Below are 17360 nucleotides of genomic sequence, written 5' to 3' on the forward strand. Positions count from 1 at the left end.
GTGTTGGTAAAAATACAAATAATACTAAACACGGTAGTAAGGTATCTGGCTTGCCGTATTCGGTATTTATTGGGCGGGTATAGTTTAAATTGGTAATTCTTTTTTAGCTTAGCCTATCATAATTATTTCATGAAAAAATTTTACGCCTTTATATTTATAACCTGCTTTGTTGTTAATGCTTTTGCGCAAAAAATACAATCGCCGTCCGATTTTCTGGGCTATCAACTGGGCAGCCAGTTTACCAACCATTACCGCATTGTAGACTATTTTAAATATATAGCCCAGGTTTCAAAAAATGTAAAGCTACAGCAATACGGCACCACTAACGAGGGCAGGCCACTTATTGCCGCTTTTATAGCCTCGGCAGAAAACGTGAATCGTTTAGATGAAATCCGCCACAATAATCTCAAATTAACCGGGATAGAAACCGGAGCCGCCGCCTTGGATGGCCCGGCCATAGTTTGGTTGAGTTACAACGTTCATGGTAATGAGCCCAGCTCCAGCGAGGCGGCCATGCAAACCCTGTACGAAATGGTTGATCCGGCCAACGCAAAAACAAAGGGCTGGCTTAAAAATACCGTTGTGGTGATTGACCCATGCCTTAACCCTGATGGGCGCGAACGCTTTGTTAACTTTTACAACCCGGTGCGCAGCGCCACGCCCGACGCTAATCCCGAATCGCGCGAGCACCAGGAACCCTGGCCGGGTGGCAGGGTTAACCATTATTACTTTGATTTAAACCGCGACTGGGCCTGGCAAACTCAAAAAGAATCGCAGGCACGGGTAGCATTGTTTAACCAGTGGCTTCCGCAGATACATGTTGACTACCACGAGCAGGGCTACAACGCCCCCTATTATTTTGCGCCCGCCGCCGAACCCTTCCATCGCGTTATAACGCCGTGGCAAAAGGCATTTCAAACCCAAATTGGCCGCAACAATGCTAAATACTTTGATAAAAATGGCTGGTTTTATTTTACCAAGGAAGAGTTTGATTTGCTTTATCCATCTTACGGTGATACTTATCCGCTATATAACGGCTCCATCGGCATGACGTATGAGCAGGGCGGCATACGCGGCGGCCTTGCCGTAGTAACTGCCGATGGCGACACCCTAACCCTTGCCGATAGGATAGCCCACCACCTAACCACCGGGTTGAGTACGGTTGAAATGGCATCTGCAAACGCAAGCAGACTGATAACCGAATTTAAAAAGTTTTATGATGATAGCCGCAACGCCCCACCGGGCGAGTTTAAGGGCTATGTGGTAAAAAACGATAACTGGGACAAAATAAACTCGCTAAAAAGCCTTTTAGATAAAAATGGTATCACCTATGGCTTCGGCATCCCGGCAGGGCCGGTGTCGGGTTATAACTACTTTTCGGGCGTTACCGAAAACTTTAGCATTACCAATAGCGATCTGGTTATTGATGCCCACCAGCCCAAAGCTGTTTTGCTTAATGTGCTGTTTGAGCCCAAAACCTTTATTGCCGATTCTAATACCTATGATATTACTGCCTGGGCCTTACCCTATGCCTACGGACTAAAAACATACGGACTAAAACAAAGTATTGCGGCTGAAAAGAAAGTTACTCTTGCCGGTGTTGAACTAACCGCACCCGAAGCGAATGCTTATGCTTATGTATGCGAATGGAAATCGATGGAAGATGTTAAGTTTTTAGCCGCCTTGTTAAAACAGAACATTAAGGTGCGCTACTCCGAAACGGCTTTTGAAGCTGCCGGAAAAAAATTTGCTGCCGGTTCGCTCATTATTGCCCGTAATGGCAACAAGCAAAACAATTTTGACGATCTGGTTAAAAAAGCAGCCGTTACGTTTGCCCGCGATATAACCCCGCTGGTATCCGGCTTTGTAGATAAAGGTGCCGATCTGGGTTCGTCGTACATTAAATACATCACTAAGCCCAATATTATGCTGGTTGCCGGCGATGGCGTATCGTCTGGAGGTATGGGCGAGGTTTGGCAATTGTTTGAGCAGCAAATTGGCTTCCCAATCACCATAGTACGTTCGCAGGATTTGAACCGCATTAAACTCAGCGATTTTGATGTAGCGGTTTTCCCCGACGGCAATTACGACAACTTGCCTTATGATAAATTACAAAGCTGGATACGCGACGGCGGCAGGTTGATAGCTTTAGAAAGTGCCATAAATGCATTGGTTGATAAAAAGGGTTTTAGCATTAAACAAAAAGAAAGCAAGAAAGAAGATAAGCCAGATTCGGACAAAAAAAATACCAGCCTCAAAATTTACGAGGCCCGCGATAGGGATGCCATTAAAAGCAGCATCCCCGGCGCGGTATATAAGGTATCGGTTGATAGCAGCCACCCATTAGGATTCGGTTTGCCCGGGTATTATTACACCTTAAAATTAAGCGATCAGCTTTACGATTTTTTTGGCGATGATGGTTGGAATGTAGGCACTCTTAAAAAGGGCGCATACGTATCGGGCTTTGTAGGCCAAAAAACCCGAGAAAAACTAAACGAAGGTTTGCTGTTCGGCGTACAGCCACTGGGCCGTGGTTCGGTAATTTATTTAACCGACGACCCTCTTTTTCGCAGCTTTTGGGAAAATGGCAAATTGCTGTTTAGTAATGCGGTGTTTATGGTGGGGCAGTAAATGATATTGCAGTTTTCTTCTCCGGAACGTAAAATTTAAAATGCCTTTAAGAAATCGGCGGTACTTAAAATAGAAATGTTTTGAAATGGGTGTAAAACCAATAAATCTTTGTCACCGGTTACTATACACAAGGCTCCGGCTTCAACAGCTAACTCCAAAAACTTGTTGTCTTTTGGGTCGCGACAGGTATCAATATTAACCGACACGGATATAAGTTGACCTTTTTTCTCGAAAGCTTTTATTGCTTCGAGTCTTTTCTCGATTGAGATATATTTGTCAAACTTAGGCCGAATGAGTGTATTTACAAACCTGAGTTCGATTAATAAATGAAATAAAATTTGTCAATCAAAGGAAATGTAAGTATATTTAAGTATCTGACATTCAAATATTTAAATACATTTCCAGATGATTGACTACGATAAAATTACTGATATTTTTTGTATTGTTGACGAGTTTTGCAAAGACTTTGATGCCACTACCCAACCATTCCTGTTAGGAAAGCCATCTAAACGTCCTCCAACCATGTCTAAAAGCGAGATCATATCCATTTGTATGCTTTTTCATTTAAGCGGCTTCCGGTGTTTTAAACACTTCTATATCTTCTATCTGCAAAGGCACATGCAGCGTGAATTTCCTAACACCGTATCCTACAACCGCTTTGTAGAACTTAGCCAAAGTGTCCTCATGCCGATGTCTATCTTTCTCAAAACCTGTTGTTTAGGCTTATGTACTGGCATTTCGTTCGTTGATTCTACACCGATAAGGGTATGCCATACCAAACGGATTAAAAGAAATAAGGTATTTAAAGGTATTGCCGAAGTAGGCAAATCAACCATGGGCTGGTTTTATGGCTTTAAGCTCCATATCGTCCTTAGCGACAAGGGTGAAATACTCAACTTCGCTATTACCCAGGCCAACGTAGATGACCGGGAACCACTTAAAAACGAAGCTTTCCTGAAAGCCGTTTTTGGCAAACTGTTTGCCGACAAAGGCTATATATCAGAAAAGCTGACCAAAATATTGTTTGTTGGTGATATACACCTGATAACCAATATCCGTAACAATATGAAAAACAGTCTGATGACCATGAACGACAAAATCATGCTCCGCAAGAGATCGGTCATAGAGACTGTTAATGATGAACTCAAAAACATCTGCCAGGTCGAACATTCAAGACACCGATCTTTTACCAGCTTTATCGTTAATATCGTATCTGGATTGATCGCTTACTCATTTCTCCCTAAAAAACCTTCAATATCCTACCAACAAAATCGATCTAATCAAATTCTTGCTTTCTGATTAATCGAACTCAGGTTTACAAATTCTGTAAGAGTTGCTTCCGAATAAACGGGTATCCCAATTTGTCTTATTTTATCGTACGCTATCCTATTAACAGAATTGGGCGTTAGGTTAGCACTTATTAAGCTATTGGTATCAATAACAAATGAGTTAATCATTATTCGCCAATAGCTCTTCCAATACTTCGGGTGTAAGGCCATTTTTCAGTGCTTCATCACCTATATTATCTAACAATTTCGCATAATCAGCAAAGGTGGCATCATTTACCATTTTCTTAACCATCATACTAATGGTTTGGCTCAATTGCTGTTTACTCTCCTTGCTAAAACTTTGGTAAATTTTACCCACGGTATCATCTACTTCTAATACAATCCGTTCCATTTTGTAAATTAATGAGTGTTGTATAACAAATTTACGAAAAAACACAGGGAATGTTCCAAGGTCTTTATCATTAACGAAACGGATTGCAATTTAATAACGCTACACTATGGTAGGGCAGTAAAGCAAAAGCCCATTCCTTTTTTTGGAACAGGCTTTAATATGTAATCTGTGGTTGCTTATTTTAATTTCCCGATTTTACTCTGTTCTTTTCATCCGAATCTGTTGAATGCTGGCGGGTTTTAATTTTCGAATTACCGAAGTTATAGGTTAGGGTTAAGCGGGCAACACGGCTCTCGTTTTTTTGGTGAATGCTAAAGTTGTTGTTGCCATAATTGCTGCTCACATCATTGTCGGATGTGTTGAATATATCGCTCAACGAAAGTTTAACATTGAATTTCTTTTGCGCGAATGATTTGCTCATACCCCCGTCAAAAGAATACCTCGAACCTATCTTAAACAAACCATAGGTCAACGGCGACTCGTAGTTTGACGAAAATTCAAACCTGAAGGTTTTACTCAACTGAAAGGTCTCTGTGGTTTTAATTTTGGTTGCTAACTGCCCGTCGTTAAGGTTTGAACCGTCAAGGTTGTTTGATTTAAATGCAAGGTAAAAGGTATTAACATTTACGTTACCGCTCCACCATTTGGTAAAGTTATAAGGTGTGTTAATATTAATACTGTAAGCATTTTGGCTTTGCAGGTTCATATTGGTTTGGTAGGTGGTTTTTGTTGTTGCGTTAGTTAAAACCACTTCGGTTATTACATCGCTGGTATGGCTGTAATTTAAACTCACGTTAAGGGTTTTATTATAGGTATAGTTAAACTCCAGCGAGTGTGTATATTGTGGGTTTAAGTAAGGGTTGCCTTGTTGGTAGGTATATTGATCAAGGTAATATAAAAATGGGTTTAAATCGTCGTAGCTGGGGCGGTCAATACGGCGGCTGTATGAAAAACCTACCTCATTTTTTTCGGATAAGGTGTGGTTTACAAATAAGCTCGGAAAAAAATCGATATAATTACGGTCAACAACCTTGTTTTGAGTAATTGAGTTTCCGTTTGAGTGCGTGTTCTCGGCCCTTACACCAATTTGTACCGACGTGTTTTTATAGGTTTTACTCAAATTAACATACCCTGCAGCAAGTTGCTCGTCGTAAATAAAGTGATTGGTACGCGAGGTATCGTTTATAAACGTATCGTTCTTTTTAATTTGCGCCTGTAGGTTGTTATCGGTTTTAACATCGCTTATTTTTATGCCTGTTTCCAGTTTTATCTTTTTGCTGATGGGGTAAGTATAATCTACGTTAGATGTAATGATGCGTATGCTTGATGGCGATTGGTTTTGTAAAAACACAGTCGGCTTTTTTGTGGAACCATCGGCCAGAAAGAAATAATTATCGTAATGGGCGTCGTTAGTATTGTTAAACTTCGAGTAATCAACCGCAACCGATAATTCTTGCCCGGCGGTATCAATGGTAAACTTATCATTAAGGTTAACAGCAAAGTCGTTATAGGTTTGCTCCATTCCCGAATTGGTGTTCTGTACCGAGTCAATTTTTGTCGCTGTTGATCCTATTACAGTACGATTGTTATTAACGTCGTGTTCGCCGTTAAAATAGCCGCTCACTAAAAAGCCGAGTGTGTTTTTAGGGCTGGTATCAAAATCGGCACCAAGCCTGTAAGTGTTATTATAACTTTTTTGCGGCATAAAGGTATGCTGGTTAAAATAGGTTAGGCCGGCAGTGCCGCCATCAACTATACGGTTAAGATATATGTCGTTAGCACGTTGCCTGTCGCCGTGGCTAAATGAGCCAAATACATTTACCGGCCCGTCTTTATGGTTTAGGTTTACCGAAGCATTATTTTTAGGATAAGCGCCGTAACCGCCCGTTACCGTAGCACTCCCGTTTGTGCCCGATTGCTTATTCTTTTTTAATTTGATATTAATGATACCCGAGTTACCCGCTGCATCGTACTTAGCCGATGGGTTGGTTATAATTTCTATTGATTGTATGGTGTTGCCATCGGTAGAGCGTAACAGTGTTGCCAGTTGGGCCGATGATAGGTAGGTTAATTTACCGTCTAACATAATGGTAACGCCTTGTTTGCCCTTTAAGCTAATATTATCGTCCTTATCTATCGAAACGCCGGGTGCCCTCTCCAAAATTTCCATTGCCGAATTGCCTGCTGCCAACACGCTATTCTCTATATTCATTACCGTGCGGTCCAGCTTTCGTTCAATCAAAGGTTTGGCCGCGGTAATGTTAACTTCTTTTAGGGTTTTGCTGCTGTTACCCAAAGTAATAGCAGGCACATTAATATCGGTAGCATTGTCGGCAACGTTAATTATTTTGCTATTGGTTGTTGCATAACCCATAACAGTAACACGTATAATATAGGTGCCTTTGCTCACGCGGTCCAAAAAGTATTTGCCGTTTTCGTTGGTAATGCCGCCTTTAACCAGTGATGAGTCTTTTGTCTTCAACAAACCCACTGTAGCGAAGGGCATAGCTGCGCCTTTGTTATCAAGCACGGTGCCGGTAATTTTTGCCGTTGGTTTTACCGCTGGTTGTGCCAGGGTACTTGCCGTTTGCACCACTGTTAACAAGGCTAATAGTATCAATAATTTATTGTAAAAAGTTTTCATGTTGCTGCTTTTTGGGCAATAAAATTCCGGTAAGAGAATTTTTGCGCCTCCTTTAAATGTTATTCGTTAGTTTTTAGCTTGTGCCCCAACCGCCGATTGGGATTTTTAAAAATCAATTAAACCTTTTAGGGTATATTACTAAGATGCACGTACCATCGCTAAGGTTACAGCAAAAAGCAGTTTTTTTTAAAACAGGAAAACTTTCTCAGGCAACCCGGCAGATATAAACTGTACCGAATTAGCTAAAGCCCTGCGCAACGAAACGGTTACATGGGCTCGTAACAATTCTTTCTTAGTCTTTTTTAACCAATAAGTGCTCAATCCGGCAGGTAGGCCGGTTTTGCTGGCTGCAAACCTATTTAGCTCAGGCCTGCCCGTTAATACGGACAGGCTTAGGCTAATCATAATAATTTGTTTCATTGCTGCTTTAGTTGACGCTGGTAGTGTCGGGGGCAGTATTGGTTTGTATGGTTTTAACTACTACGGTATCTACTTTGCATTGCAGGCCGTTGTTAGTCATAATAAAGGTAGCAGCATCGTTGTAGTCCCGTTTGTTCATGTCATTACATTCACCAAGCGATACATTTTCAATATAGCGCTCCAGCTTTTTATCTATCACCAATGTTGAGTTTTGCGGAATCCGCAACCGCAATTCCACCGCCTGGTTTCTCCACAAGCTAGAAAAAGGCACTTTCAACATCCTGTCAAAAGTTAATACGGTATCCTTTTGCTTGAAATAGTATGATGCATTGCGGGCATTGCGCAGGGCTTCCTGCTCTGTATGGCCGCGCGCACTAAATTTTTCTGTTAGTGTTGGGAAAGCAACATCACTGCGTTCAATATATATCTTCACATTTTGCGGTTTCGATTCGTGCCTGTTGCTAACTTCGTCATCATCTTCGTCGTTTAAAATTACGGTTCCATTAAAACGTGAATTAATATCAAGCTGAACACTGTCTTCCCGGCTCAAATATTTCACATCGTTGAGCTTTAGGTAGTAGGTATTGTTAAAAGGGGCTTTCAAATCTAAAGTTTGGCTAAAGGCAGCGCCTTCCTTAAAATCGGCAGCAACTTTTGATGAGTAATAACCTAGCAGGCTCAATGCCAGTATCCAAAATATAAGTAAGGTATAACTTGTTGATTTGCCTAAAACCTTGTTGCCAAATATTACCCGTAGGGTAAGCAATATAATAGATAGTAAAGGGATAACCGCCACTGCGAAGGCACTAAAGTAAATAATGCTGTACCTGTCGTTAACTATACTAAACGGAAAAAGGTGTAAAACATCTCTCCCCTGCGCAACAATAATAGTTAATACTACCGAGCCGGCTATGATAAAACCTAAGCAGGTTAGCAATATCAAAACACCAATCAGTTTTAATATTACCTTACCTGCGCCTCCCAAGAAGTATTTAAAATGGTCAAAAAAATCGGTAACAAAATCGCGTACTTTATAAACAAAGGGGCGGGCACTGCTGCTTGCGTTGCTTAACGAGTGATGAACGGTTTTTACCTCTTCTTCAAAATTGCGCATAAAGCCTTTTAGGTCAAGCTTTTCGCCCTTCATGGCCATTTTGTCGGCACGGGTATTAGCTTTTGGTACTATTATCCATAAAATAATGTAGGCCATTAAACCTGTGCCGCCAAAAATAACGGCAATGGCAAAGGCCAGGCGTATCCAAACCGCGTCAACATCAAAATAGTTTGCAATACCGGCACATACGCCACCAAGTAAATGATCATCCGGGTCGCGGAACAGTTTGCGGTTGCTTGCAAAAGTTTGATGGTCGGTATACGAGGCATTGGCATGGTCGGTACCTGTTTCAAAATCCTCTATGGTACCCATTTGGCTTATTACTGTAGTTACATCGGCAGTAATAACAACCTGCCTTGCTTCGCGTACCAATATTTCGGTAAACATTTCGGCAATGCGGTTTTCAATATCGGTAGTTATTTCCATGCTGTCCTCTTCGTTAGCAAAATGTCGCTTAACGTCAGTCATGTAGCTTCTTAGCACTTCGTAGGCATCTTCCTCAATATGGAAAATAGTGCCGTTTATGTTGATTATGATAGTTTTATTCATGATATTTTATGCTGATAGTTTTTGGGTTGATTTTTATTTGCGGTTTTCGAGGGCGGTTTGTACTGCTAACGATAATTCTTGCCAGGTTTTATCCAGTTGTTCAAGCACCATGCGCCCTTCTGCCGAGAGTACATAGTATTTACGTGGCGGCCCGGAGGTTGATTCAACCCAGTTATAGGTGAGCAAGCCATTGTTTTTTAAACGGGTAAGTAAGGGGTATAAAGTGCCCTCAACAACCAGCATCTGCGATTTTTTTAAATCCGAAATAATATCCGATGCATAAGTTTCGCCTTTTGATATGATAGAAAGGATACAATACTCAAGTATTCCCTTTCGCATTTGTGTTTGTGTGTTCTCTATAATCATAATACAAAGATATATGTTTTAGATTGTATTATGCAATACATAGTACTAAAAATATTTTCATGACTTATAAGTCATTTTTGCCCCCTTGACATTATATTTTTAACGATTATTGAATTTTTTTTAATTTTTAATTGACAATTTGAAAACGTAACACTACATTTATAATTAATTAACTATTAACTGATCTTATTTATTAACGAAATGAAAAAACTTCTACTAGTAAGTTTGTGCTTTCTGTTTTACTCCATGCAGATTTTTGCACAAAATCGCACCGTAACAGGTACGGTTACAGCTAAAGACGACGGCGGACCAATGCCTGGCGTTAGCATCAAAGGAGTAGGTACAGATGTTGGCGTTGTAACTGGTGCCGACGGTAAATTCTCAATTAGCTTACCAGCAACGGTTAAAGCACTACAATTTAGCTTTATTGGTTATGGAACGGTAACCAAGTCCATCACAGGCGCGGTACTAAACATCGAGCTTGAGTCCTCTTCAAAAGTATTAGGTGAGGTTTTGGTAACTGGTGCGTTTGGTATCAAACAAACTTCACGTTCAGCATCCAGTGCTGCACAAGTTGTTAGCGGCGACGACTTAAATACAGTTCGCCAGGCTAATATCAACAATGCTTTAGCTGGTAAGGTTGCTGGTATACAGGTTCGTAGCCAGTCTACGGCTGCTTTGGGCAGAGGTACTGAGGTGCGTTTACGTGGTGCATCAGGTTTTGGTACTGGTAGCCCAGCACTCTACGTTGTTGACGGTACTATCATGACAAATTCTGATGATATTAACCCCGACGATATTGAGAGTTCTACAATATTAGAAGGTGCCGCGGCCGGTGCTTTATACGGTTCGCAAGGTGCTTCCGGTGTTATTGTTATCACTTTGAAAAAAGCTAAGAAAAAAGATGGACTTAACGTTGATTTAAACTTAGGTTCACGTTGGGACATGGCTTACATTTTGCCTAACTATCAAAATACTTATGCTGGTGGTAACAACCCCGATTTAACCCAATACAATTGGAAAGCCGGCGATCCTACTGCATGGCAGGCATTAAGCGGCAAATATTATCCTGATTATAGTGATGATAGCAGTTGGGGCCCTAAAATGGTTGGCCAGGAATATATCCCTTGGTATGCCTGGTACCCTGGTACACAGTACTCTTTCAAAACGGCTACTTTAAATCCGCAACCAAATAACGCACGTGATTATTTTAACACAGGTGTTACTTTAAATAATAATATTGCTATAGGCAAAGCCACCGATGATTATAACATCAGGTTTAGCTATGGTAATCAATACATCCAAGGTTTGGTTCCAAACTCAGATTTGAGAAAGAACACCATGACCCTTACTTACAACTTAAATTTAAACAAACACTTTATTTTAGGTGCAAACATCAATTACGTTAACCAAAAGCAAGACGGTTTAGTAAATGATGCTTACAGCAACCAAACTTCAGGTTCGTTTAACCAATGGTTCCACCGTGATATTGATATGGGTATCATGAAAGAATTGCGCGGTTTAAAATCTCCAACCGGGGCTTATGCAAGCTGGAACCACGCCGATCCGAACACTTACGATCCAAATAACGCCAACGCATTTTATGCTGGTAACTACTGGTATAACTTTTATACCTACCAGGATTTGGTTCAAAACGTAAACCAACGCGATAGGTTATACGGTAACATCTCCTTAACCTACAAGGTTAATAACGATTTGAGCTTTAAAGGTACTTACCGTAAAATGCAAAATACTACTTTTGGTTATACCCAATTCTCGTCCGACTTAGCTACCTCTGGTGTTCAAACAACAGGTAACGAAGCCAGAAACAAAGGATACTATGCAAATTATACCACATATTTAAACCGCGAAAACTACGAATTCTTAACTAACTACACGAAAAAAATTAAGGATTTTAAAATAGATGCAAACGCAGGTGGCGATTTCTATAATGCGAATTATAACGACGATTCGGCTAACACCAATAATGGTTTGAGCGTTCCTAACGTATTTACTATTTCAAACTCTGTTGATCCGGCTTCTTATGGTAACACAAGAGCTAAAGAAAGATACAATGCTCTTTTCGTTACAGCAAATATTGGCTGGAAAGATATGTTGTACTTGAATGGTTCATTACGTGATGATTGGTATTCAACGTTAAACCCATCTAAGAACCTTGTAACATCAAAATCTATCGGTGGTTCATTCGTGTTTAGCGAATTATTAAAAAGCCAGTCTACCTGGTTAAGCATGGGTAAATTACGTGCAAGCTATGGTGAAATACCATCAGCATTGGGCCAAAACGGCAGTGTGTTTGGTTCGTCTTCAGAATCATTTGGTTTTGGAAGGTACCCGGGAAGCGTGTACACTACATCTGCTAATAAATTCGTAAGTAACTTATTACAAACCGCAAATGACGGTATTGTTGACCCTAATTTAATTGGTAACACCGTTAAGGAAAAAGAATTAGGTATCGACTTGGCTTTCTTTAACGAGCGGTTGGGTTTAACCGCTACTTATTGGGACGGTAGTAACGAAAACCTTGCAGGTAGTGTTGGTTTAAACGGTGCTTCAGGTCTAACCAGTATAACAACCAACTTTGGTAAAATCACCAAAAACGGTCTCGACTTTACATTATATGGTACTCCGGTTAAAATTAAAAACTTTGAATGGAGAATAAACGCAACATACTCAAACCTGTTGCATGATTATGTTGACGAGATTAGCAACAAATACGGTATTAAAACCATTGCTGTTGGGTTTAATACTTATAGTGCATTGCCAGGTTTGTACCAGGTGCAAGGCCAAAGCTGGGGCCAAATATATGGCAACGGTATATTGCGTAACGCAAATGGTGTACCTATCTTAACATCAGCCGGTATGTATCAAAACAATCCTGCGGTATCTTTTGGTAGTGCTTTACCTAAGCACACAGGCGGTATCCAAAACAGTTTTATTGTTTATAAAGATTTTGCAATTAACGTAAACATTGATTATCAGTTTGGTGGTAAATTCTCTTCTCTGTCTGATTTGTGGGGTTCATATAGCGGTTTAACTGCTCGTACTGCCGCACTTAACGATAAAGGCATCCCTGTTCGTGATCCGGTTGGTAACGGCGGTGGTATTCACCAAATCGGTGTTAGTGCATCTGGCGCAACAATTGATATGTATGTTCCTGCTTACGATTATTATCAAAACAATTACAACAGCAAAACGGGCGACGAATTTGTTTACGACCTTACCTTTATTAAATTACGTGAGCTTGGCATAAGCTACCGCATACCGGTTAAAAAATTGGGTATAGCAAGCTACGTTAAGAATGCTACTTTCCAACTTACCGGAACTGACCTTTGGCTGTTATATGCAAAAACTAAAGATTTTGATCCGTCACAAATTAGTGCTGTATCGGGCGAATCTGGACAATTACCTGGAACAAGGGGTATTGGTTTTAACTTAAAGGTAGGTTTTTGATAATTTATCAGGAGAGAGAATACATTTTAAAAAAAGAACAACATGAAAAAGATATTTATATATACACTTACCACGGCACTTGTTTGGAGCGTTGCGGGTTGCCAAAAGCTAAGTGATTTTGGTAATACCAACTATAACCAGGCTGCCATCTCAACACCTATTATAGGTGCGTTGTTAACCAACGCCGAGCTATCGGTTGCAAATTATGCAGGTAGTCAGCTTGAGGCAATCAACGGGGGGCAATATTCTCAATATTTTGCCGAAACGCAATATCCGGCGGTATCATTATACGCGTTGCCGCAATATAATTTCACCGGCGAGTATAGTACCCAATTGTATGACTTACAAAGTATTATTAATGCCGGTACAAGCAAAAATACCTCAAACGTTGCTTTGATATTACAACAGTACATTTTCTGGCATATTACCGATTCCTGGGGAGATGTACCTTACAGCCAGGCTTTAAAAGGATTGGCATACCCCCAGCCGGCATATGATGCTCAACAAAATATTTACAAAGGTATGTTATCTGCGCTAACAAGTGCAGTTAGCTCTTTTGACGGTTCTGCAATTAGCGGAGATATTTTTTATAATGGTAATGTTGCCAGTTGGAAAAAAATGGCAAATACTTTACGTATGCTTATTTCGCTGCAGTTATCTAAAAAGATGCCAACTTCTACCGATTACGCAGCTACTCAATTTAATGCTGCATTGAATGACGTAGGCGGTTCTATTGTAACAAACGCTGATAATATGAAAGTAGTTTATCCTGGCGGTACTTATAAAGATCCATTCTTTAGTCTTTATGACGGTAGGACTGATTACGCAGAAAGTAAAACCATGACTGATTTGTTAAGCTCTTTAAATGACACACGGGCAACTATTTACGGTGGTGCTTTTAATGATCCCAATAACGTAACAGGCGGTACAATATCATCAAACGTAGGCATCCCTCCAGGTGGCGATCGCACAAGTACCGTTGCTTTCACTACGGCAAACCCAAGCTTTGCATTGGTTTTACGTGCAGATCAACGTACACCTACAAGCCCATTATTTGTTTTAACTGCGGGTGAATCACTATTGGCCCGTGCACATGCAGCAGCAATTGGTTGGACTACCGAGAGTGCGGCTACATTATATGCAAGCGGTGTTACTCAAGCCTTCGCGCAATGGGGTTTAACTGTGCCTACATCTTATATAAGCAGCGCGCCTGTTTTTGCCGATATTATCAAACAAAGATATTTGGCAAGTTACCCTGATGGTTTTATGGGTTGGGATATTTACCGTTTAACATCTACTACCCGCGATGGAACTGCAGGTTCAGGAAGTGCTTTCACTCAAAACCCTTTAAATCTTAAACCAGGTACTGGTGGTGCTGGCAAACCAATTGTTAGCAGGTTTACTTATTCGGCTTCCGAATATACTACTAACACCGCAAGCGTTAACGCGGCTATAGCACTTATATCCGGTGGTGATAAGCAAGATTCAAGAGTGTGGTGGGATCAATAATATTTGTATTAAATATTTAAATTAGATAAAATGAAAAATAATTTTTTAAAATACCTGATGCTGGGTTGCTCAGCTATGGTTTTCTTAAACGCTTGCGTTAAAGATAAATATAGCCCTAATCAGGCGGCTGGCCAGGGTCCTTCATATATAAGAATCACCGAGGCTAAATTAAATCCTCAATTCTTTGCTGTGTTTACAAATATTAAGGCAGTGAACATGTTTAGTGTGCAAAGAGATGCAGCAAGTAACGATGCTTTACAAACAACCAATACGGTTGTGCTTACTGATGTTACAGCGGATTATTTATCAAAACACAGTACGCCGTATTCTGCAATGCCGTCATCGCTTTATACACTTACTCCGCAACCAGGTTTGGCCGCAACCGCTACAGGTTTAACATTTACATTTGCTCCAGGTGATTTTGCAAAGAATGTTATATTTAATATCGATGGCAGTAAGATAGACCTTTCTAAACAATATGCTGTGGTTTATGCGATAAGCAATACCGGCGGATTGACAAGAAAAGCGGGTTTAGATACTATAGTAGCAAGCGTCGCTATTAAGAATTCTTATGACGGTGTTTATAAATATACAGGATCAATATACAGGTTCAACGCAGACGGAAGTGCTGAAACTCCGACTACCTTAGGTGGTGTTCTTCCAGATGGTTTAACTATATCTTTGGCTACGACCAGTGCTACTACCTGTTCTTATTCCGGATTAAAATGGATCACAGGAGCTGGGGTAGGTGGTGTGGACGTATTGCAACTTTCTGTTGATCCCACAACAAACAAGGTCACTACCACATCATCAAGTAATCCTTATGTTCAAAATATAACTACGCAGGATAATTATTATAATCCAAGCACCAAAACTTTTTATGTGAATATTGGCTGGTTTACTGCTGCGCCGCCAGCTTCAAGCAGACAGGCACATCTTGTCCTTGTCTATAGCGGTTCAAGATAAGATTTGATACATTTCACAAAGCCACCTTGGAAACAGGGTGGCTTTTTTATTAAATGAGATCGTCATCAAGGGTAATCGTTTTGCCTTAAAGCTCCAGTAAGCCTTGAACAGCAAAATCGGATACGGTATTAGGGAATTAACCTAAAGTTGCCGCTATAGTTTAAGATTGCATAGGTTATTATAACATACACTTGGTTTTTCGCTTTGATTAGCACCTTTTTAAATTAACTCACAAAAAAAGAGCGACCCATTTAACATGAGCCGCTCTTTTGTATTAAAATAATTGTTTACGATCCCGAGTCAACCTTGTTTTCTAAAGCTGTTTTTACCGCAGTAGGCAGCGCAGTAAAAAACGAATAACCCGTAGCTGTTTCTATGCTTTTGGCAGTGGTAATATACTGTGTCCAATCGCTGTTTATAGTATTGATGTTGGGCGTATCAACAGCAATAACACGGGTTGATGTGGTAATGCGGCTTAAATCGCCGTTGCCATTAGGTATTACAACAATAATTTTCCAAACATGGGCAGGTACCACAACATGGCCGCCGTCAACAGTGGTTGCCGTCCCGCTCGATCCTGTGCCACCTTGGCCGTAAGTTCCCATTATTACATAAATTTCGTTCCCGGCTGTGACCAGCGAGCGGCCATAATCTTCTAAGTTACCCCAGGTTTGTTGGTTATTGTTGGGTGCCTGTGGTATCATGTTATCCATCAAAAAGGTAGCCTGGTTAGCAGCCACGGTTGAGGTACGGTCTGCCGAAGGGCAGTTATGTCCCCTGTCAAAACCCGAACCCGAATAACTTGATGCGCCAACCTCATACCATCCCGAGGGTAAGCCCGTATCTGCCCTAAAATCATCCTGGCGCGCTGTTGATCCTAAGCTTGTTGGGCCAACATACCAGCATGTCCAGTTAGGTTCGCCTTTGTCTTTATTATAGCTTTGTATGTAATAAGTATGGTCGTATAAGTAATTGTTATAGCTTGTTGTAATGCTGGTAGTTGCTCCGCTGGGGTTGCCCAGCAACATATTGGTGTTATCGCCGGTAGTACCGCCGCTACCGCCAGCTCCCGAGCCGCTATCATAGCTGTTAATGGTAAATTCATCAATATTGATACGGATTGATGTACCGGTGGCCTTACGGATCTGGAAACGAACCGTTCCGGCTGTGTTTACGGTAAAGGTTGCTGTTGCCAGCGTTGCCGATGAACTGGTAACCGTGGAGCCCACTTGCGTATAGGTACTTCCACCGTCTGCGCTCATCCACAGCCCCCAGGTTGACGACGCATCACTACCATAAACCGCATGCTTAACCGTTACCGTTGATGCACCCGTGCTTACATCAAAGTTCATGCTTAAAACGCCGGTAGCAGTAATGCGTACCGAGTGCGAGCCCACCTTTGCGTCGGAAGTGCTGGTGCCCACCAGCGCGTTGTTTAAGTTCCAGCTACCGCTGCCAAACGTAACATCGGCTGCGGCGTAAGCCGTTTTGGTACCTGCTTCAAAACCCTCGTCAAAAGTTTGGGTAACAGCTAAACTGTTGCCAAAGCCGTTGTTGATGTTAAACGATGGATTTAGCTGCTCATCGGCAACCGGAGCCGTGGCCTCCTTTTGGCACGATACCAGTAACATGGCCATGGCAAGAGGGTAAATCAGAATTTTTTTTAAGTTCATAAGCTGTTTTTTTAAGTTCGGCAGGTTTACGGTTGGCTACCCTCTTGGGTTGTTAAGCTAATGTTAACAAAACAATTTCTTTTGACAATTTATTTAAGATGCCGTTAAAACTGGCCCCAAAATACACCAGGAGGCCGTTGAGTAGCGTAGCTTAAAAACAATAGCAAAAAACCCCCGGTTTTTACTGTTTTATATATCAACACCATGTTTAAAACTTAGTTAAATGTGTATAAAAAATGACAATGACCTTTAAACATTACTCCGTAACTTTGGTTTCTATTTCAATAAACAAGTACAAAACATAGTGTATAAGTTTATTATAATAGTAAAGATGATG

12 protein-coding genes are annotated in these 17360 nt (G+C 41.0%); 5 read left to right on the forward strand and 7 right to left on the reverse strand.

The genetic code is table 11. The features are described 5' to 3' along the window. Window positions 1–129 precede the first annotated feature (129 nt). Window positions 130–2631: a M14 family metallopeptidase gene (locus BDD43_RS07345; protein WP_121197068.1), complete on the forward strand. Its 2502-nt coding sequence runs from the start codon at window positions 130–132 to the stop codon at window positions 2629–2631. A 35-nt stretch (window positions 2632–2666) separates the two neighbouring features. On the opposite strand, the gene BDD43_RS07350 is transcribed toward BDD43_RS07345, so the two are convergent. Then, on the reverse strand, window positions 2667–2969 hold the full coding sequence (locus BDD43_RS07350; protein WP_121197069.1) for a putative toxin-antitoxin system toxin component, PIN family: 303 nt from the start codon (window positions 2967–2969) through the stop codon (window positions 2667–2669). A 67-nt stretch (window positions 2970–3036) separates the two neighbouring features. On the opposite strand from BDD43_RS07350, the gene BDD43_RS07355 reads away from it, so the two are divergent. Beyond that, complete coding sequence (locus tag BDD43_RS07355; protein ID WP_121197070.1) at window positions 3037–3930, forward strand: IS982 family transposase; 894 nt, start codon at window positions 3037–3039, stop codon at window positions 3928–3930. Between the two features lie 150 nt (window positions 3931–4080). Here BDD43_RS07355 and BDD43_RS07360 read toward each other — a convergent pair whose 3' ends face one another. The 5 genes from BDD43_RS07360 to BDD43_RS07380 form a co-directional block, all read right to left on the reverse strand. After that, entirely contained in the window at window positions 4081–4311 is a 231-nt protein-coding gene (locus BDD43_RS07360) for a hypothetical protein (RefSeq protein WP_121197071.1), read from the reverse strand. 181 nt (window positions 4312–4492) lie between these two features. Next, complete coding sequence (locus tag BDD43_RS07365; RefSeq protein ID WP_121197072.1) at window positions 4493–6955, reverse strand: outer membrane beta-barrel family protein; 2463 nt, start codon at window positions 6953–6955, stop codon at window positions 4493–4495. 186 nt (window positions 6956–7141) lie between these two features. After that, on the reverse strand, window positions 7142–7375 hold the full coding sequence (locus tag BDD43_RS07370; protein WP_147425588.1) for a hypothetical protein: 234 nt from the start codon (window positions 7373–7375) through the stop codon (window positions 7142–7144). Window positions 7376–7382: 7 nt separating this feature from the next. Continuing rightward, on the reverse strand, window positions 7383–9038 hold the full coding sequence (locus BDD43_RS07375; RefSeq protein ID WP_121197074.1) for a PspC domain-containing protein: 1656 nt from the start codon (window positions 9036–9038) through the stop codon (window positions 7383–7385). Window positions 9039–9071: 33 nt separating this feature from the next. After that, window positions 9072–9404 (reverse strand): PadR family transcriptional regulator, encoded by a 333-nt coding sequence (locus tag BDD43_RS07380; protein WP_121197075.1) that lies wholly within the window; start codon window positions 9402–9404, stop codon window positions 9072–9074. 201 nt (window positions 9405–9605) lie between these two features. Here BDD43_RS07380 and BDD43_RS07385 point away from each other — a divergent pair, with 201 nt between their 5' ends. The 3 genes from BDD43_RS07385 to BDD43_RS07395 are packed head-to-tail and all read left to right on the forward strand — an operon-like array spanning window position 9606 to window position 15350. Beyond that, on the forward strand, window positions 9606–12875 hold the full coding sequence (locus tag BDD43_RS07385; RefSeq protein ID WP_121197076.1) for a SusC/RagA family TonB-linked outer membrane protein: 3270 nt from the start codon (window positions 9606–9608) through the stop codon (window positions 12873–12875). A gap of 42 nt (window positions 12876–12917) precedes the next feature. Next, window positions 12918–14384 (forward strand): SusD/RagB family nutrient-binding outer membrane lipoprotein, encoded by a 1467-nt coding sequence (locus tag BDD43_RS07390; protein WP_121197077.1) that lies wholly within the window; start codon window positions 12918–12920, stop codon window positions 14382–14384. A 30-nt stretch (window positions 14385–14414) separates the two neighbouring features. Next, a complete protein-coding gene (locus BDD43_RS07395; RefSeq protein ID WP_121197078.1) occupies window positions 14415–15350 on the forward strand; it encodes a hypothetical protein in 936 nt (311 codons plus the stop codon). Window positions 15351–15637: 287 nt separating this feature from the next. On the opposite strand, the gene BDD43_RS07400 is transcribed toward BDD43_RS07395, so the two are convergent. After that, on the reverse strand, window positions 15638–17023 hold the full coding sequence (locus BDD43_RS07400; RefSeq protein ID WP_121197079.1) for a DNA/RNA non-specific endonuclease: 1386 nt from the start codon (window positions 17021–17023) through the stop codon (window positions 15638–15640). Between the last annotated feature and the right edge of the window lie 337 nt (window positions 17024–17360).

Origin of the sequence: Mucilaginibacter gracilis (genome assembly GCF_003633615.1) — a bacterium.
Classification (GTDB): Bacteria; Bacteroidota; Bacteroidia; order Sphingobacteriales; family Sphingobacteriaceae; genus Mucilaginibacter; species Mucilaginibacter gracilis.